This is a genomic window from Arthrobacter sp. NPDC058097 (assembly GCF_042884885.1).
Lineage (GTDB): Bacteria > Actinomycetota > Actinomycetes > Actinomycetales > Micrococcaceae > Arthrobacter.
In genome coordinates this window covers 1-16,570 of the sequence record NZ_JBHVSZ010000001.1, presented here as the reverse complement: position 1 = coordinate 16,570, position 16,570 = coordinate 1, and the positions used below count along the sequence as shown (strand labels likewise).

The following is a 16,570-nucleotide window of genomic DNA, read 5'->3' as shown; positions in this document are numbered from 1 at the left end:
TGGCGTTTACCGGTATCCCGTCCCGGTCCATGAGGCGTTAATTGGCTGCCGGGGACCCCTCCTTGACCTCAGTTTCCGATATTGGCTGATACCGATTTTTATAGCACCGCCCCACAGGACTGACAAGAGAATTTTCGGGGAACGCGCACTCGGACGCTTGCCAGCTACTAAGCATGCTGATTAACTCATCTCTATAGCTGGTGCCACACCCGCGGTACCTGTCTGGTGGAAAGGAAAGTGCGTCATGGGAATTCTTGGATTTCTCCTGCTCGGTCTGATTGCGGGGGCCATTGCAAAAGCCATTCTTCCCGGGAGGCAGGGCGGCGGTTGGATAGTCACCCTGGTCTTGGGCGTCGTCGGGGCCATCCTCGGCGGCTGGATCGGTTCGCTGATCTTCGGTGGTGGCCTGGGTGACTTCTTCGACCTCAGGACCTGGCTGTTGTCCATCCTCGGAGCTGTCATTGTGTTGCTGATCTACGGCGCCGTCACACGCAGAAGTCGGGTCTGACCTGATTTCATAACAAAGGGATCTGTCAGTGGGGCTGGCCCAACCAAGGGCCAGCCCCACTGGTTCCGGCCCCCGCAGCCATGCAGGGGCCGGAAGCGACGGTACTGACAGAGGGAACAGCGCCAATCGAAAGAACACTCGGGGGAAAGGGTTCGCGGCCGGACAGGAGGTGCACGTGACCTACGCTTCAGAGGATTGGACGATACGCCGTCAGGTAATGGACGTCATCATCGATGTGCTTTCTGCGGTTGCCACAGGACCTGACGTGCGCGTCAGCCTGCTGCGCCACCTCGAGGAAAACCCTGGCAATCCGGAAAAGGCCCTGCTGGCCCACCTGACCGACCGGAACATCGCCGACGACGTCGCGTAGCGACTTCCGCTCGAAAAGCGACTTCCGCTCGAAAAGCGACTTCCGCTCGAAGAGAGACTTCCGGCCGAAAAGCGGGGCGCTACCGGCGCGCCCAGAGTGCGCCGCGCAGTGCAAACCCGACGGCACGTACCCGCCGCCGGAGCCGGCGCCCACCGGATCGCCGCCTGCGTTGCGCGTGCACCAGCGGCTCCGCTGAGTCCGAAACTTCCGCACTTATGAATTCACGCAGTGAAAATCGCAGTAAATTTTCTCCATTGAACGGTCGCTGCGGCAGTTTGGCCCCTACGATGGGCTCGTCTCATAACTCAGAACCCATGGGGGGAATCCATGAGCTATCAGCAATATCCGCAGCAGCAGCAGGGCTACCAGACGGGAACCGGCGAACCGCCGCTTTGGGCACCGTACTACGGCGCGCCCCTTCCCGCAGCCGTCCGCCGGTTCTTCAAGAAGTACGCCACATTCACGGGCCGTGCCAGCAGGAGTGAGTACTGGTGGTGGGTGCTCGTCGCGGTAGTGGTCGGCATCATCATCAACATCATCACGGGCGCAGGGGGAACAACCGTGACCGCGGACGGCACGCCCGTGCCCGGTCCGGGCGCCACGGTAGGCCTGATCCTTGCCATTGTCTGGGGCCTGGCGACCATCGTGCCTTCCCTGGCCTTGACTGTGCGGCGCCTGCACGATGTGAACCTGAGCGGCTGGCTTGTGCTGCTGGGTCTCGTCCCGTTCCTTGGGGCGATCGCCCTGCTGGTCCTGACGATCCTGCCGTCCAAGCCCGAAGGGCAGCGGTTCGACGTGCCAACTGCCTGAACGCAGAAGGCCTTGCTGTAAGGAGCCCGCCGACGACCGCCACTTGGCCGTCCCGGCGGGTTCCTTTTGCCATGACGGGCAGGCTGGCCTGCGCTGCATTGACGCCGACTTCGGAAATCCCTATGTTATCGACTGTCGTTATTAACGAGTTTCGATAACTGGGGGAAATGATGAAAGCTACCAAACATGCCGTTCCGGCTTCAGCGCGGAAAATGCTGAACCAGCTAGGCATTCTCGCCGTTCTGGCGCTGGTCTTTCTGCTGGCACACCGGCTCCGGAGTGAAATTTTCTTCACACCCGGGTCTGATTGGCTTGTCGGTGCCGGGGGAGTTGTCCTTGCCCTGGCCGGCACGGTGGGGCAGATCCTCGACTCCATTGCCCGGAGCCGGCTGGCAGACCTGATCGGAGTCAACGGGCGCGTGCAGGGGGAGTCCTACCTCTTCTCCTTGAACTTCAATGCGGCCCCGCTGGTGCTGGGCATCGCCCTGCTTCTTGTGGCCGGGGTCTTCCGGTTTGGCCGCAGGCTGCAGAAGGACACCGAGGGTCTGATCTGATGCCGGCGGAGGAAACCTCAGGAATTCATTGCCGGCTTGACGAGCTGCTGGCAGGCCGGGGGATGACACTGACCGAACTGAGCAGGCGGGTCGGCGTCAACCTGGTGAACCTGTCGGTGCTGAAAAACGACAGGGCCAATGCAATCAGATTTTCCACCTTGACTGCTATCTGTGAGGCCTTGGAGTGCCAGGTCGGGGACCTCCTGGTCACCTCGGGCGGCACCGCTGGCATTTCCTGAGCCGAATCAGCTGTAGGGTCTGGACACAGCAAGCCGCCGGACCTACCGTTCAGGTGGCGGTTGCAGTTGGGAACGACGGCGACCGCCGAGGGCCCGTCATCGGGCCGCCCGTAATGACAGGAGGAAGCAGATGGAAACTGTTGAAGAGACCGTTGATGTCGCAGTTCCCGTCCATACGGCCTACAACCAGTGGACGCAGTTCGAATCATTTCCGCAGTTCATGTCCGGCGTGGAATCCGTAACCCAGCTGAGCAACACCACCAATCACTGGGTTACGAAAGTCGGCGGCGTGAAGCGGGAATTCGATACCGAAATCGTGGACCAGGAGCCTGATGACCGGATCGCCTGGCGCAGCACCGACGGCAAGTCCCATGCCGGCATCATCAGGTTCACGCCTCTGGACGCCACCCACACCAAAGTGAAGGTCCATTTCGAATGGGCGCCGGAAACCGTCACCGAGAAGGCGGGCGCGGCCCTCAAGATCGACAAGATGCAGGTCAAGTCCGACATGCGCAAATTCAAGGACTTCATCGAATCACGCGGCACCGAAACCGGCGGCTGGCGCGGTGAAGTCGAGGACAGCGGCCCCACCGGGCAGTTCTAGAGTGGCCCTGGCCGTGGACCTGTTGCCTCAACAACAGGTCCACGGCCCGCGCGCGCATGCGCATTGGTCACCTGCGAACCGGTGGCCCGCCGTCGTAGCGGCGACTGCCTTGGCGGCGGTTCCTGTGCTTGCGGCCTGCACGGCGCCGGAATCACGGGAGCCGGGGCCGCAGGATTCTGCTGAACCGCCGCCGGTAACGGTGGAGGTGGGCCAGCCGCGCGACCAGTACGGAAAACAGGCCATCCAGCTCCTGCTCACCAATGTGTCCGGCAGTTCCCTGACCGTTGCTGCGGCGCAGCTCGCGTCGCCGCTTTTTCAGGGGGACATCCAATGGGAGCCAAGCGGCGGCGGCCTCGAACTGCCGCCCGGTCAGCCCAAGAGTCTTCCCGCCCGGCTTCCGGCCCCGGTCTGTGGCCCGGGCCAGTCGAGTACGCAGCAGTCACCCCCACCGGGATCAACCACGCAGCAGCCCGTCGCCACCGTGAAATATTCGGCGGCAGGGCAGGCCGGACTGCGGGAGGTGGCGCCCGTCGCCGCAGACCCCTTCGGGGTCCTCGAACGGAACAACCTGGAGCTGTGCCTTGCGGCGGACGCGGCCGCCGTGGCGGACATCGCCCTCGACCCCAGACTTGAGGTTGCACCCGACTCCCGCACCGCCGTCGTCAGCCTGGTCATCACCCCGAAGGGAACGGACGGCGCTGGCCCGGACGTAAGATCGATGACCATCGCGAGCATCGCCGGGACCACCCTGATTGCCGAACCGGCCGATGATCCGTGGCCGCGGAACGTTCGCGTCACGCAGGGTGCGCCACGCTCTGAACTGCATTTGCGGATCCGCCCTGCCCGCTGCGATGCGCACGCCATCGCCGAGGACAAAGTGGGCACCCTGCTGCCCCTGCATGTGAACGTGGGAGGACGCGAGGGGCAGGTGAAGGCCGCGGCCGGCACGGCCCTGCGCGGGCAGATCTACGACTTTGTGGCGGCGGCGTGCGCCCGGGGCTGAATCAACCGGCGACAAGCCTACTGGTCCGGCCGGTGCCGGCTCGCGAGGGCCTCCTGCAGTTCCGGCATGTGCAGGTCGATGTCCCGCGCAACGCCTGCAGCAGCGGCCAGGTCGGCGGCCACAAGCGCCTTCTCCAGCCGGATACACAGGTGGCTCATCCGCAGGGCACCAGCCATTGACGACGCCGTTCGCAGGCTGAGAGCGGCATCCATCGCCATCTCCCGGTGCCCGACGCCGACACTCCGGATGATGCGGTCAACACGCTGTGCGAGGAGGGCTGAGTAGTTGGCCGCGAAGGCCTCGGCCGCCGCCGTCGAACAATCTGCCGCCAGATCCCGGAGCCGCTGCCCGTCCAGGGTCGGCTGGGGTGCGTCAGCCTGCGGCCGGTGTTTTTGCACCATCGGCCCCGTTCCTCGACTCGTCGGCAGCGTCTGGGCCCTTCCGCCAGATCCTGGCAAGCATCACGAAGACCAGCATCCCGGGAACGCCGTAAGTCAGGGCCATCAGCACGGCAGGTTCGCGCAGAGCCTGGACCGCGGTGCCAAGGTAGGGAACCGTCGCGGCGTGGACGTCCACGGTGCTGCCTTCGAAGGTCGCCAGCCAGGGGTCGGCGTCATTGTTTGCGTCGCCCTTGGTCCGCACGGTGGTACTGCCGTCGCCGTCACGGGTGAGCTCGACGATCCGGTGCGTCTCGACGCGCCGGTCCTGTACCGGGATCCGGTACGTGATGACGTCACCGGTCTTCAGGGAGCTCACCGGCGACGGTACGGTGACAACGACGTCCCCGGGGCTGATCGTTGGAGCCATGGAACCGGTCAGCACAATGCTGGTCTGGTAGCCGAGGAAACTGGGGCCAACGGCCAGGAAAAGGAAGGTGGCGACGGCGGCGGCCAGCATTACAGATGCAGCCGTGCGCGCCACTATGCGGCCGGCCTTCAGCAGCAGCCGGCCGCCGGCGGGGACCTCCGGGCCGGGTACTTCGGCCGCCGGCGCTGCTGCTGCTGTCATGGCGTGCTGCCTTACGGATGGGTCCCCTCCGCCGCGGTTCTGGGGCCAGACGACGGAGGGGACGTGTGTGGGTTATTTCTTGGCACGGGAGGGCTGGGTGCCGGTGAAGACCGCTGAGGCGGCAGCCCTGCCGGTGCGGGACTTCAGGTTGCGACCCATGACGGTGAACGTCCGTTCTTCCAGGAGTCCGGCGAGCGGACTTCGGATAACCGGTCTTCCGTGCCGGTAACGAACACTCTGCCCGCACTGACTCAAGGACCCATCGGGGGCCGATCAATACTGGCTCAAGAAAACCTGCCAGCGGGCTGGCTGTGCAGGGCTGGCCCGGGACACAGACGCCGTCGAATCCGGTTCACGACAGGCAGACTGAGCGACATGCCGTTCGACGCCGACGGGACCGTAGCAGTGAGCGATGACCGGCACGGACCGGGCCGGGGGAATATTCAGCGGCTGTTCCGCTGGCGCCCGTGTTGCGGACGGCGTTGCCTTTGCGCGGCTGTCCGGACGGCGAGACGGAACGCAGCCCAGAACGGGGTCCAGCCGGGCCGGACGCTTGGGGGGAGTTGCGTCAGGCCCGGCTGCACTGTCCAGGACGGGTGCTTCCAGAACCGGCCCGGAGGGCTTCAACATTGTTATCCGCCCTGCTCACAGTTAACACCTGGCCCTGAGTCACAGCATCGGTGGCGGGTACCTGTCTTTCTGCGCGTTCGGGTACGCATTTGCGCAGTCACACCCCGCTCGGGGCGGAGCCGGCCAGCTGTACTGTCCAGGCTGCGGCGGCCGCCATTGCTGATTGTCGTAGATTGGTGCGGTGAACATCAACTGGGGACGGGTGACGGTAACGGCAGTGGCGGGTCTGGTACTGGCGGGGTGCTCACCGGCGCCACCGTCGCAAGAGCCGTCAACCCCGACCGCAGCCCAGTGCACGGTGGCCCGCGGGACCGAGCTGGCGCCGCCGTCGGGCATTCTGTCCGGCGTGAACCTGGACTGGGAGCACGAGACGCTGCAGCAGTACACCGACGGGCTGGACCGCAGGCCGGCCGTGGTGGTCAGCTTCACGCAGTTCCCCTTCACAGCCACTGACGAGACGAACGTTGAGGCCGCGTACGAGCAGGTGCGTACCGGGGGTGGGATCCTGCTGTTGACGCTGGAGCCGCGGAAGGGGCTCGCCGCCGTGACGCAAGCGGAGACAGATAAACTGGCCGGCACCCTGGCCCGGTTCAACAAGGCCGGGGTTCCGGTGATCGTCAGGTTCGCCCACGAGATGAACGGCTCCTGGTACGAGTGGGGCCAGAGGCCGGCCGAGTACAGGGCAGCGTTCCGGCGGGTGGCCGGCTCCGTTCACCGGCTCGCGCCCGGCAGTGCCACCATGTGGGCGCCGAACTACGGCGGCGGCTACCCTTTCACCGGGGGCGCACACCAGGCGAAGCCAGGCACAGTTGCGTACACGGCACTGGACACAGACCGGAACGGTGAGGTGACCGGCGCGGACGACCCCTACGCCCCGTATTACCCGGGCGATGACGCGGTGGACTGGGTGGGGATGTCGCTGTACCACTGGGGCAACACCTACCCGTGGGGCGCCAACGTGGTGCCCGAGCCGGGCAAGTTCCTGCAGCAGCTGACTGGAACCTACAACGGCGCGGGCGGTAACGACCTCACCGTCCCGGACTTCTACGGCGAGTACGGCCAACGGCATGGCAAGCCGGTGGCGATCCCGGAAACCGCCGCGCTGAGCGTCCCCGCCCGCAAGGGCGCGACGGAGCTGGCCATCAAACAGGCGTGGTGGCGGCAGCTGTTCGACGCGCGGATCCCGAAGGACTACCCGCAACTGAAGATGATCAACTGGTTCGAATGGAACAAGAACGAGGTGGAGGTCAAGGCAGTTGTGGACTGGCGCTCGGCCGGTACCCCGGCCATCGCCAGGGCCTACACTGCTGAGCTGCCCGATTGGTTCCAGTTTGCCCCGGAGACCAGGGACTGCACACCGGCACGCTAATGTGAGGGCGCGGTCCGGCGCACTTGCCACCGCGAGGTCGCGGTGCGCCGGATGAGCCTCTCTGGGCAGCCTTCGCTTTGTCCGTTCTCGGCTGGCCTTCCGCCTATGTGGTTTCCAACACCGCTCGACCCGTCCCCTCAAATTGGGTGCCCGCACGGGCGCCGGTCCGGGTCTGTCCCTGCTGACTCCAAACACCGTCTGGGAGCATTGCAGCAGCGTAAGGGAGCAATGATGGACATGCTGGATCATGGACAGCCGGGAACGGTTCCGGTCTACCAGGGCATCAGGCGGGGCATCGGCTTTTGGCGAAAGCTGATGCGGTGACGTCGCAGTCTGGCGGATGGATTATCCGACGGCAGGTTCAGTGCCTCATAAGCGAGGTTCTGGGCGACACGGGCGTTGACGAGGAAGCCCGGCTCGGACTGCTCCGGCATCTCGCGGAGCATCCCGGGAACCCCGAAGGTGCACTGCTGGCGCACCTAAATGATTGGCAGGATCGCTAGGAACGGAAGGGACAGTCGCAATTGCGGGAAGACTGACGGGGTCCGAAGTTGGACAGTCTGCGGGCGCCGAGTCCCCTGGCTGCCTCCGGGGTGGTCAGAACCGTGACGTGATGCGGGGATCACGACGCCATGGCGGTCTGAAGCGGCCTTGGCTGCCGGGAGCGGCGCGTAAGTTCCGGGACGTCCCCGAGGGCCTTTTGCAGGTGCGGAAGGTGGAGCTCGATGTCCCGTGCGACGGCTGCTGTGGCGTCCCAGTCAGCCAGTGCCACGGCCAACTCGAGTTCACCGCACAGCTGGTTCATTCTTAGCGCCCCGACCAGCCACGATTTCGCCTTCAGGCTCCGAGACGCATCCAGCATCAGATCCGGGTCCTGGGCGCCAACGGTGCGCATGATCCGTTCAACGAAGCGGGGGACGAGAGTGACGTATTCGGCGGTAATGGACTCTGCCGCCTCCAAGGATGTCTCGTCTGCGAGTTTCTGGAGGCGCTGTGCATCCAGCGTCTTTGCTCTCTCATTCAGCCGTTTCCCTCTGCGCATTGCCCGACTCCCTCCGCACCCTTACTGGGTGCACCGCGGCCCGAACCACCGGGCGGCCGTGCTGTGTCGGCTGCTGACGGTGCGATGGCCTGCTTCCTTGCAGGCCAGCATGGAACGTGGCCATCAAGGATGGCGCAGCAAGGGCGCAGCATGGGATCAAGAAAGTGCGAACCGCGCTTGCGGGTGGCCCGTGTCGGCCGAGATCCGCGCGCCCTGGTGGCTTGTTGCGGCGCCACGGGATGATCTTCCCGCTTCCTCCCGGCCCGGTTGAGGCTTTCGGGCTTAACCAGCGAAAAACCCCGGAAACCCCTGGATCCAGGGGCTGTCCGGGGTTTATCCCGAGCTTCCTATCAGAATCGAACTGATGACCTTTTCATTACGAGTGAAACGCTCTACCGACTGAGCTAAGGAAGCACCGCACCGATCGGCCGGGAAACCGGCCGGTTCATGCAAGAGACAACTGTAATAGAGTCCCCGCGTCCGGGTCAAAATGAGCGCCCCGCAGGCTGCGATTGACGTTGGCAGGACGTTCATTCCGCCGTCGGGTCCGGTTCAGGCCCGCAACAGCAACAGCCGCGATGCTGGGATGAAAAGCGTGGCGCAGCATGCCTGCGCACCAGCGGCAAAGGAGCTCAACCATGACACCAGACAGCGCAATCTCAACCGGCGGCGCAGTCCGCACTGCCGTCTCCCCGGGTGCGGATGCGGCAGAGCACCTACTGCCCGTGCGGCTCGCTGTGCTCGCCATGGTGGGTACAACCGTGTACGACGGCGGCCTCATGGACCGCGCGATGTCCCGCACGCTGGCGGAACAGGGAGTGGCGGCCGGCTCGGCGCGCTTTGAAGGGATGCTGCGTTACGCGCGGGAGCGTTCCGGCATCTCCCGGATGACGGTTTTCGGCGAACTGTTCGACGACCCCCAGGCGGCGGCCAGCGCCAACAAGAGGTTCGAACTGAACTGCGATGAACTCATCGCCGACGGCGGAGTCCGGGCTGTCCCCGGGGCGGAGGACACCATCGGCTGGCTCCGGGACGCCGGCGTCAAGGTCTGCCTGGCCACAGGCTTCGGGCGCCACACGCAGAACATGGTGCTGGAATCACTGGGCTGGATGGGCCTGGCGGACCTCAGCCTCTGCCCCGCGGACGCCGGCCGGGGCAGGCCGTTCCCGGACATGGTGCTGACGGCGGTCCTGGCCCTCGACATCGACGACGTCCGGAAGGTGGCCGTGGTGGGGGACTCCGCCGCGGACATCCATTCCGGCCTCCGCGCCGGGGCATCGGTGGCTGCCGGGGTACTGACCGGGTCCAACGCCGAGGCGTCGCTCCGCAACGCCGGTGCCACCGACGTCCTGCCCTCCATCAAGGACTTTCCGGCGCTCCTGGAGCGCCGCGCTTCCCGGCTCTGAGGGCGCCGGCGCACCGAAGCGCCCGCATACTTAAACGCCCGACGGCGGCCGGTGCGGCAAGTGCTGCACCGGCCGCCGTCGGGCCTGGGGTCAGCAGACGGTGTTGTCGGCCGGCTCCTTGCCGTCCACCAGGTACTTGTCCACGGCGTTGCTGATGCAGGTGTTGGACCGGCCGTAGGCGGTGTGGCCTTCGCCCTTGAAGGTCAGCAGGGACGCATTACCCAGCTGCTTCCGGAGTTCGCTGGCCCATTCCACCGGCGTTGCCGGGTCACCGGTGGTGCCGACGACGAGGATAGGTGCGGAGCCGCTGTACTTCACGGGGGCCGGTGTGCGGACGTTCTTGTAAGGCCAGTCGGCGCAGTTCGCACCGCCATAGGCGAAGAAGTAGCCCAGGGTGGGGGACGCCTCGCGGAGCCGCTGCTCTTCGGCACGCATGGCCGCCGGATCGCTGTTCGTTGGATAGTCCAGGCAGTTGATGGCGCCGAAGGCCAGTGCCGTGTTGGACGTGTACTTGCCGTTGGGGGAGCGGTCCGCGCCCAGGTCGGCCAGGCGGAGCATGGCGCTGACATCACCCTGCATGGCCAGGTCCAGTGCCTGGGTCAGGGCCGGCCAGCTTTCGTTGGCGTACAGCGGAACGACGATGCCGCTGACGAAGAGGTTGCCGCCCACCAGCCTGCCGTCCTTGGCGGTGCGCGGGGTCTGGACCACGGAGGTGATGAGGTCGCGGATCTGCTGCACGCCGTCGTCGACGGTGCCGCTGAGTGGGCACCCTTCCTCGCCGAGGCAGTGTTCAACGTAGGCGCGCAGGGCCTTCTCGAAGGCCCGGGCCTGGCCCAGCGTCAGGTCCTCGGCGCTGAGCGAGGGGTCGATGGCGCCGTCGAGGACCATGCGACCCACGTTGTCCGGGAACAGCGACGCGTACGTGGAGCCGAGGAAGGTCCCGTACGAAAAGCCCATGTAGTTCAGCTTGGAATCGTTGAGCACGGCGCGCAGGACGTCGAGGTCCTTGGCCGCACTGACGGTGTCGATGTGCCCAAGCACCGGCCCGGTTTGCTCCGCGCACTTTGCGGCGATGGCCTTGTTGTCGGCGCGCAGCACCGCCAGTCCGGCGTCGGTTTCCGGAGTGTAGACCTTCGTCCGGGCCTCGTCCCGTTCTTTGTCGGTGAGGCAGGTGACAGGCGCCGAACGCTTGACGCCGCGCGGATCGAAGCCGACGAGGTCATAGTTGGCGCGCACGGTCTCGGAGAAATGGCTGTTGCCGGCGTCCCTGACGAAGTCGTAGCCGGACGCGCCCGGACCGCCGGGGTTGACCAGCAGGCTGCCCTTCTTGTCCCCGGTGCTGGCGATCTTCACCGCGGCCAGTTCGATGGTGTCGCCGTCCGGCTTTGCGTAGTCGACGGGCACCTTGACCTTTGCGCACTGCAGCTTGTCCTCGCAGGGCTCCCAGATGATCTTCTGCGAGTAATAGGACTTGAGCCCCGCCGGGGCGGCCGCCGCTATGGAGGGGTCGGCCTGTGCCGTGGAGCCGTTCTGCGAGGACTCGTCCTTCGACGGGCCCAGGGCACTGCACGATGCCAGCAGTACGGCCAGCGCCATGGCGCCGGCCGCCCGCATCCCGGCCGCGAGGGTCCGGGGTCGCGAGGACAGAGGCGGTGCAGACATCATGCGGGTTCTCCTTGTGGGGCGGTGTCAGCTGGGTCAGGCAAGTGGCGGGCGGTGGCGTGGCTACTGGATCAGGCTTGCGGCCATTGACTCTACGGCCAGCAGCGGTGCGACGTTGGTGGTGGTGATCCGCTTGCGGGCGTTGTTGATGGCGTCCATCCGGGCGAGGGTGACATCCGGCCCGGACCTTTGGGCAAACTCTTCCAGCTCACTCCTCAGCTCAACGTTCACCAGTTCCACGGCGTTCCCCAGCTGGATGATAAGGACATCCCGGTAGAACGAGAGGAGGTCCGTCAGCGTCCGGTCCAAGGAATCGGTGACGGAGCGCTTGGCGCGCCGCTTCTGATCGTCCTCCAACTGCTTCACCTGGCTCCGCATGGCCGGCGGAAGGGTGCCGGTCTCGGGGGCGCCGAGGGTGGCCAGCAGCGCGGCCTTTTCGGCGGCGTCACGCTCCTCGTTGGAGCTCGTGGCCTCTTCAGTGGCGATCTTGACGAGTTTGTCGGCCATCATCACGGCGGCCGTGATTCCCCGCAGGCCCAGCGGGAACCGTACTGTCTCCAGGCGCCGCTCCCGGGCCTCGGCGTCGCGGGCCAGGCGCCGTGCGATGCCCACATGGCTCTGCGCCGCCCGTGCGGCGCGCTCGGCAAGGGCCGGATCCACGCCGTCGCGCTTTACCAGCAGGGCGGCGACATCGGCGGCCGGCGGCAGGCGCAGCGCCACTGCCCGGCATCTCGAGCGGATGGTCACCAGGACGTCCGCGGGGGAGGGGGCACACAGCATCCAGATGGTGCGCGGGGTGGGCTCCTCGATGGCTTTAAGCAGCACATTGGTGGTGCGCTCCGCCATGCGGTCGGCGTCCTCCACCACGATGATCCGCCAGCGCGCCGAGGAGGGCCGGTTGCCGGCGGTGGCCACGAGTTCGCGGGCCTCTTCAATGGTGATGGTCACCTTTTCGGTGCGGACAAAGGAGACGTCGGCGTGGGTTTCACCCAGGATGGTCAGGCACGCCGGGCAGGCGCCGCAGCCGCGCATGGCGACGTCGTCCTGGTCGCAGTTCAAAGCTGCCGCGAAGGCCTTGGCCGCATTGGAACGGCCCGAACCCGGAGGCCCGGTGAACAGCCACGCGTGGGTGAGCCCCTCACCCATGGATGCCTGCCGCAGCTGGGCGACGACGGCTGGCTGCCCCTGCAGGTCATCCCAGACGGTCATGGCTGCGTTTCCGTAGTTGCAAGGAGCTTTTCGACACGTTCCAGGATCAGTCCCGCAATTTCCTCGACGGGCCGTCCCGCCTCGAGGACGAGGTAGCTCTCCGGCCGGTCCTCCGCGAGGGCCAGGAAGGCCTGCCGGATCCGGGCGTGGAACTCGTCTGCTTCCGATTCCAGCCGGTCCTCGGCAGCGTCCCCGGCGGTGCGGCGGCTCCGCCCCTCCGCCGGGTGGACATCAAGGAGTACCGTCAGGTCCGGCTGCAGCCCGGACGTGGCCCATTCGTTAACACTGCGGACGGCGTCCGTGCCGAGGCCGCGGCCTGCACCCTGGTACGCCACCGAGGAATCGATGTAACGGTCCGTGAGCACCACGTCGCCGCGGGCCAATGCCGGCCGGATGACCTGGCTGGCGTGCGCGGCCCGGGAGGCGGCGAAGATCAGGGCCTCGGTATGGGCATCAATGTGGCCGTGGCCGTGGTCCAGCACCAGGGAACGGAGCTTCTCGCCGATGGGCGTCCCGCCGGGTTCCCGGGTGCGCAGCACGGTGAGGCCGCGCGATTCCAGCGCGCCAGCCAGCCGGGCCGCCTGCGTTGACTTGCCGGCACCGTCACCGCCCTCGAAGGCGATGAAAAGTCCGGGGCTCTGCATATTCACCTATCCAGCCTACCGATTTCCACAGACGAAAATGCCCGGTGCCCCGTTCTGTATGTCGCCGGAAGCGGCTACTTTCCGCGCAGGCAGGCAGCCAACGTACCCTGTGACCATGAGTCTTTCCGATCAGCACGCCGCCTCCCTGTCTGCCGAAACGGTGGTCGTGGCCGCCGGCCGTCCGCCCCGCGAACACGATGCGCCCGTCAACCCGCCCATCGTGCTCTCGTCCACGTACTTCGGCACCGGCGCGCTGGACGACGGCGACCGTGGCTACGGCCGCTACTCCAACCCCACGTGGGACCCGTTCGAAGAGGCCCTCGGCCAACTCGAGGGCGCGTCGCTGCCCGGACTCCTTTACTCCTCCGGCCTGGCCGCCGTCAGTTCCGCACTCTCCCTGATCCCCAACGGGGGCGTCCTGGTGATGCCGTCCCACAGCTACTCGGGTTCGCTCGTCATGGCCGCCGAGCTGGCTGAGAAGGGACTCCTGGAGCTCCGCACCGTGGACATCGCGGACACTGACGCCGTCCGCGCGCAGATAGCCCCGCAGGGCGGCAAAGCGGCGGACATGCTGTGGCTGGAAAGCCCCACCAACCCGATGCTCGGCATCGCGGACATCCGCGCTCTCACGCAGGCCGCGCACGACGCCGGCGCCGTCGTCGTCACGGACAACACCTTCTCCACGCCTCTGGTGCAGCAGCCGCTCAGCCTGGGATCCGACGTCGTTCTTCACTCGGTGACCAAGTACCTGGCCGGCCACAGCGACGTGGTGCTGGGCGCCCTGGTGACCTCGGATGCGAAGCTGCGAGAAACCCTTCTTCACCACCGCATCATCCACGGCGGCATCGCCGGGCCCTTCGAAGCGTGGCTGGCGCTGCGGGGGCTGCGGACCCTGGCCCTGCGGATCGAGCGTTCCCAGGCCTCGGCAGCGGTGCTCGCCGAGCGGCTGAGCGCCCATCCGGCCCTGGAGAGCGTGCGCTTCCCGGGCCTGGTGACCGACCCGGGCCACGATTTGGCCAAGTCGCAGATGACGGGCTTCGGTTCCATCCTCTGCGTCCAGGTCGCCGCGGCCGGCGGGCTCAGCGCCTCCGAAACCGCGGACGAGCTGGTCCGTGCCCTGAACCTGTGGCTGCCCGCCACGTCCCTTGGCGGGGTGGAGTCGCTCATCGAACGGCGGCGCCGGCACGCCGCCGAACCCGTCAGCGTTCCCGAGAACCTGGTCCGGCTGAGCGTCGGGATCGAAAACGTCGAGGACCTCTGGGCCGATTTGAAGCAGGCGCTGGACGCGCTGGACCGATAGGCTGGGCTGGTGGACGGACGACTACTGATTTTTTACGTTGAGAGCACGGTCTACTACATCCTGGGGCTGATTGCTTTGGCCCTTGAGGTGTGGGCCTTCTTTGACTGCGTCCGCCACCGGCCCAACGCCTTCGAAGCTGTAGGCAAGCGCACCAAGACGTTCTGGCTGGCATTGACCGGCGGCAGCCTGGCCGTCGGGGCGCTGTCCGTGCTCGGCGGCGGGTCGGGCGGCCTCCTCGGACCGCTGGGTCTGTTCGGCCTCGCAGCCGTGGTGGCGGCCTCCGTTTACCTCGCCGACGTCCGGCCGGCCGTGAAGGACGCAGGCCGCGGCGGCAGCCGGAACATGGGGCCGTACGGCCCCTGGTGACCTAGCCGGGTGCCACGGCTTCCCAGCCGACCGTAAGTTCCCCGAGCCGCCAGCGCGAGGGGCCATCATGTACCGGCCACCCGCCGTCGAGCAGTGCCCGGCACATGGCAGTCCACCGTTGCCGGTTCCCGAACGGCGCCAGCGGAGCCGCCTCCAGCCACGCTTGGTCCATCGCCTGCAGCAGCGTGTTGATGCGTTCGCCCTGGACATTGCGGTGGATGAGGGCCTTGGGCAGCCGTTCGGCGACCTCGGACGGCAGCACGAAACTCCCGAACCGGACCGACATGCTGAGGCTTAGGGGACGCCCGGCATCCAGGGCAACCCATGCGGAGCGGCGGCCGATCTCGTCGCACGTCCCGTCGATGAACAGGCCTTCCGGAGCCAACCGGCCCTGCACCAGTTCCCAGATGCCGCGGACATCCGCTTCCTCGTACTGCCGCAGCACGTTGAACGCGCGCACAAACACCGGGTTCCCGGGCACCGGAAGTTCGAATCCGCCGTTGTGGAAACTCAGGCCAGGGCGCTCCAGGGCCTTCGCCGCGAGGACCCGTTCCGGTTCGATTTCGATCCCGCAGACGCGCACATCCGACCGTACGGCCCGGAGCCGCTCAAAGAGTTCGACGGCGGTGGCCGGCGAGGCGCCGTAGCCCAGGTCCACCACGAGCGGGTCAGCCGCCCTCCGCAACCGCCAGGCCTGCGGACCGGCCAGCCACCGGTCCAGCCGGCGCATGCGGTTCGGGTTGGTGGTGCCGCGGGTCACATTCCCCACCGGCTTGCCACGGCTGCTCCGGCTGGTCACCACCCGTTCTGCTTTCTGCACCACGGCCCCAGCCTATCGGGCGGCGCTGGGATGCGGCCCCGTCGGGCGGCGCCGCCGCGTGATGTAACTCTCGGCGCCCGCGGGCCGTGCTCGGCTAGGATGAAAATCATGACTTACAAGTTGATTCTGCTGCGCCACGGCCACAGCGAATGGAACGCCAAGAACCTGTTCACCGGCTGGGTGGACGTTGACCTGAACGACCAGGGCCGCGAGGAAGCAGCACGCGGTGGGGAACTGCTGGTTGAGAACAACGTTCTCCCGGACATCCTCTACACGTCGCTCCTGAAGCGGGCCATCAACACGGCCAACATCTCGCTGGACAAGGCTGACCGCGGCTGGATCCCCGTCAAGCGCGACTGGCGCCTGAACGAGCGCCACTACGGTGCGCTGCAGGGCAAGGACAAGGCCCAGACCCTCGCCGAATTCGGCGAGGACCAGTTCATGCTGTGGCGCCGTTCCTACGACACCCCGCCGCCGCCCCTGGACGACAGCAGCGAGTTCTCCCAGTCCCGCGATCCGCGCTACGCGGACCTCGGCGACGCCCTGCCCCGCACCGAGTGCCTCAAGGACGTCCTCATCCGCCTGCTCCCGTACTGGGAATCGGACATTAAGGAAGACCTGAAGGCCGGCAAGACCGTCCTGGTCACCGCCCACGGCAACTCGCTGCGCGCCCTGGTCAAGCACCTGGACGGGATCAGCGACGACGACATCGCCAGCCTCAACATCCCCACCGGCATCCCGCTGGTCTACGACCTGGACGAGAACTTCCAGCCGATCACCCGCGGCGGAACCTACCTCGATCCCGAAGCCGCCGAACAGGCCATCCTGGCCGTCGCCAACCAGGGCAAGAAGTAACCAGCTGCCCGGCGCTGGCTGAGCCTGTCTGCACCAAAAACGGACGACGCCGGCCGGTCACCTAAGGTGTCCGGCCGGCGTCGTCCGGTTTTGGGGCAGACAGGCTCAGCCCGCGCCGGGCCGCTGGGTACATCTTGCCCAGGTTGGCGACGGCCAGGATGGCCGGGTCGG

General features: G+C 66.6%; 19 protein-coding genes and 1 tRNA gene. 12 read left to right on the top strand and 8 right to left on the bottom strand.

Annotation, left to right across the window (positions count from 1 at the left end):
* Positions 1 to 244: 244 nt before the first annotated feature.
* The 7 genes from ACFVTE_RS00100 to ACFVTE_RS00070 all read left to right on the top strand — a co-directional run bounded on the left by ACFVTE_RS00100 (position 245) and on the right by ACFVTE_RS00070 (position 4,088).
* The gene (locus ACFVTE_RS00100; RefSeq protein ID WP_003801204.1) at positions 245 to 508 is read left to right on the top strand and encodes a GlsB/YeaQ/YmgE family stress response membrane protein; all 264 of its coding nucleotides are present in this window, start codon (positions 245 to 247) and stop codon (positions 506 to 508) included.
* A 175-nt stretch (positions 509 to 683) separates the two neighbouring features.
* Complete coding sequence (locus ACFVTE_RS00095) at positions 684 to 878, top strand: hypothetical protein (RefSeq protein WP_387095170.1); 195 nt, start codon at positions 684 to 686, stop codon at positions 876 to 878.
* A gap of 327 nt (positions 879 to 1,205) precedes the next feature.
* A complete protein-coding gene (locus tag ACFVTE_RS00090) occupies positions 1,206 to 1,688 on the top strand; it encodes a DUF805 domain-containing protein (protein WP_387095168.1) in 483 nt (160 codons plus the stop codon).
* Positions 1,689 to 1,900: 212 nt separating this feature from the next.
* Entirely contained in the window at positions 1,901 to 2,242 is a 342-nt protein-coding gene (locus tag ACFVTE_RS00085; protein ID WP_387095165.1) for a hypothetical protein, read from the top strand.
* Positions 2,242 to 2,481 carry a helix-turn-helix domain-containing protein gene (locus ACFVTE_RS00080; RefSeq protein WP_387095162.1) on the top strand — a complete coding sequence of 80 codons (240 nt, stop codon included), beginning with the start codon at positions 2,242 to 2,244 and terminating at the stop codon, positions 2,479 to 2,481. Before ACFVTE_RS00085 ends, ACFVTE_RS00080 begins: the two co-directional genes overlap by 1 nt.
* Before the next feature lie 130 nt (positions 2,482 to 2,611).
* A complete protein-coding gene (locus tag ACFVTE_RS00075) occupies positions 2,612 to 3,085 on the top strand; it encodes an SRPBCC family protein (protein ID WP_387095159.1) in 474 nt (157 codons plus the stop codon).
* Between the two features lie 109 nt (positions 3,086 to 3,194).
* Positions 3,195 to 4,088 carry a hypothetical protein gene (locus tag ACFVTE_RS00070; protein ID WP_387095157.1) on the top strand — a complete coding sequence of 298 codons (894 nt, stop codon included), beginning with the start codon at positions 3,195 to 3,197 and terminating at the stop codon, positions 4,086 to 4,088.
* A gap of 17 nt (positions 4,089 to 4,105) precedes the next feature.
* Here ACFVTE_RS00070 and ACFVTE_RS00065 read toward each other — a convergent pair whose 3' ends face one another.
* Entirely contained in the window at positions 4,106 to 4,489 is a 384-nt protein-coding gene (locus ACFVTE_RS00065; RefSeq protein WP_387095154.1) for a hypothetical protein, read from the bottom strand.
* Positions 4,461 to 5,096 carry a signal peptidase I gene (locus ACFVTE_RS00060; protein WP_387095151.1) on the bottom strand — a complete coding sequence of 212 codons (636 nt, stop codon included), beginning with the start codon at positions 5,094 to 5,096 and terminating at the stop codon, positions 4,461 to 4,463. Before ACFVTE_RS00060 ends, ACFVTE_RS00065 begins: the two co-directional genes overlap by 29 nt.
* A gap of 811 nt (positions 5,097 to 5,907) precedes the next feature.
* On the opposite strand from ACFVTE_RS00060, the gene ACFVTE_RS00055 reads away from it, so the two are divergent.
* Positions 5,908 to 7,095, top strand: coding sequence for a glycoside hydrolase family 26 protein (locus tag ACFVTE_RS00055; protein ID WP_387095148.1), 1,188 nt, complete (start codon positions 5,908 to 5,910; stop codon positions 7,093 to 7,095).
* Between the two features lie 622 nt (positions 7,096 to 7,717).
* On the opposite strand, the gene ACFVTE_RS00050 is transcribed toward ACFVTE_RS00055, so the two are convergent.
* Together ACFVTE_RS00050 and ACFVTE_RS00045 are read right to left on the bottom strand one after the other, a co-directional pair.
* Positions 7,718 to 8,137 carry a hypothetical protein gene (locus ACFVTE_RS00050; RefSeq protein WP_387095145.1) on the bottom strand — a complete coding sequence of 140 codons (420 nt, stop codon included), beginning with the start codon at positions 8,135 to 8,137 and terminating at the stop codon, positions 7,718 to 7,720.
* Positions 8,138 to 8,478: 341 nt separating this feature from the next.
* Positions 8,479 to 8,551 (bottom strand) — tRNA-Thr (locus ACFVTE_RS00045).
* A gap of 224 nt (positions 8,552 to 8,775) precedes the next feature.
* Here ACFVTE_RS00045 and ACFVTE_RS00040 point away from each other — a divergent pair.
* A complete protein-coding gene (locus ACFVTE_RS00040) occupies positions 8,776 to 9,543 on the top strand; it encodes an HAD family hydrolase (protein WP_387095142.1) in 768 nt (255 codons plus the stop codon).
* A gap of 90 nt (positions 9,544 to 9,633) precedes the next feature.
* On the opposite strand, the gene ACFVTE_RS00035 is transcribed toward ACFVTE_RS00040, so the two are convergent.
* From ACFVTE_RS00035 to tmk, 3 genes are all read right to left on the bottom strand, one after another.
* The gene (locus ACFVTE_RS00035; protein ID WP_387097078.1) at positions 9,634 to 11,205 is read right to left on the bottom strand and encodes an alpha/beta hydrolase; all 1,572 of its coding nucleotides are present in this window, start codon (positions 11,203 to 11,205) and stop codon (positions 9,634 to 9,636) included.
* 63 nt (positions 11,206 to 11,268) lie between these two features.
* Entirely contained in the window at positions 11,269 to 12,414 is a 1,146-nt protein-coding gene (locus ACFVTE_RS00030; RefSeq protein ID WP_387095139.1) for a DNA polymerase III subunit delta', read from the bottom strand.
* On the bottom strand, positions 12,411 to 13,058 hold the full coding sequence (tmk, locus tag ACFVTE_RS00025; protein WP_387097076.1) for a dTMP kinase: 648 nt from the start codon (positions 13,056 to 13,058) through the stop codon (positions 12,411 to 12,413). The genes ACFVTE_RS00030 and tmk overlap by 4 nt, the downstream gene beginning before the upstream one ends.
* A gap of 115 nt (positions 13,059 to 13,173) precedes the next feature.
* On the opposite strand from tmk, the gene ACFVTE_RS00020 reads away from it, so the two are divergent.
* Together ACFVTE_RS00020 and ACFVTE_RS00015 are read left to right on the top strand one after the other, a co-directional pair.
* Complete coding sequence (locus ACFVTE_RS00020) at positions 13,174 to 14,358, top strand: trans-sulfuration enzyme family protein (RefSeq protein WP_387095136.1); 1,185 nt, start codon at positions 13,174 to 13,176, stop codon at positions 14,356 to 14,358.
* A 9-nt stretch (positions 14,359 to 14,367) separates the two neighbouring features.
* Positions 14,368 to 14,724 (top strand): DUF2516 family protein, encoded by a 357-nt coding sequence (locus ACFVTE_RS00015; protein ID WP_387095133.1) that lies wholly within the window; start codon positions 14,368 to 14,370, stop codon positions 14,722 to 14,724.
* A 1-nt stretch (position 14,725) separates the two neighbouring features.
* Here ACFVTE_RS00015 and ACFVTE_RS00010 read toward each other — a convergent pair whose 3' ends face one another.
* Positions 14,726 to 15,547, bottom strand: coding sequence for a class I SAM-dependent methyltransferase (locus ACFVTE_RS00010; RefSeq protein WP_387095130.1), 822 nt, complete (start codon positions 15,545 to 15,547; stop codon positions 14,726 to 14,728).
* 105 nt (positions 15,548 to 15,652) lie between these two features.
* On the opposite strand from ACFVTE_RS00010, the gene ACFVTE_RS00005 reads away from it, so the two are divergent.
* Positions 15,653 to 16,399, top strand: coding sequence for a phosphoglyceromutase (locus tag ACFVTE_RS00005; RefSeq protein WP_387095127.1), 747 nt, complete (start codon positions 15,653 to 15,655; stop codon positions 16,397 to 16,399).
* The last annotated feature ends 171 nt before the right edge of the window (positions 16,400 to 16,570 follow it).

Coding starts and splice junctions, on each gene's coding strand:
- ACFVTE_RS00030 (WP_387095139.1), bottom strand. CDS start 12,414: ATGACCGTCTGGGATGACCTGCAGGGGCAGCCAGCCGTCGTCGCCCAG.
- ACFVTE_RS00085 (WP_387095165.1), top strand. CDS start 1,901: ATGCTGAACCAGCTAGGCATTCTCGCCGTTCTGGCGCTGGTCTTTCTG.
- ACFVTE_RS00060 (WP_387095151.1), bottom strand. CDS start 5,096: ATGACAGCAGCAGCAGCGCCGGCGGCCGAAGTACCCGGCCCGGAGGTC.
- ACFVTE_RS00040 (WP_387095142.1), top strand. CDS start 8,776: ATGACACCAGACAGCGCAATCTCAACCGGCGGCGCAGTCCGCACTGCC.
- ACFVTE_RS00080 (WP_387095162.1), top strand. CDS start 2,242: ATGCCGGCGGAGGAAACCTCAGGAATTCATTGCCGGCTTGACGAGCTG.
- ACFVTE_RS00075 (WP_387095159.1), top strand. CDS start 2,612: ATGGAAACTGTTGAAGAGACCGTTGATGTCGCAGTTCCCGTCCATACG.
- ACFVTE_RS00020 (WP_387095136.1), top strand. CDS start 13,174: ATGAGTCTTTCCGATCAGCACGCCGCCTCCCTGTCTGCCGAAACGGTG.
- ACFVTE_RS00035 (WP_387097078.1), bottom strand. CDS start 11,205: ATGTCTGCACCGCCTCTGTCCTCGCGACCCCGGACCCTCGCGGCCGGG.
- ACFVTE_RS00050 (WP_387095145.1), bottom strand. CDS start 8,137: ATGCGCAGAGGGAAACGGCTGAATGAGAGAGCAAAGACGCTGGATGCA.
- ACFVTE_RS00100 (WP_003801204.1), top strand. CDS start 245: ATGGGAATTCTTGGATTTCTCCTGCTCGGTCTGATTGCGGGGGCCATT.
- tmk (WP_387097076.1), bottom strand. CDS start 13,058: ATGCAGAGCCCCGGACTTTTCATCGCCTTCGAGGGCGGTGACGGTGCC.
- ACFVTE_RS00005 (WP_387095127.1), top strand. CDS start 15,653: ATGACTTACAAGTTGATTCTGCTGCGCCACGGCCACAGCGAATGGAAC.
- ACFVTE_RS00090 (WP_387095168.1), top strand. CDS start 1,206: ATGAGCTATCAGCAATATCCGCAGCAGCAGCAGGGCTACCAGACGGGA.
- ACFVTE_RS00065 (WP_387095154.1), bottom strand. CDS start 4,489: ATGGTGCAAAAACACCGGCCGCAGGCTGACGCACCCCAGCCGACCCTG.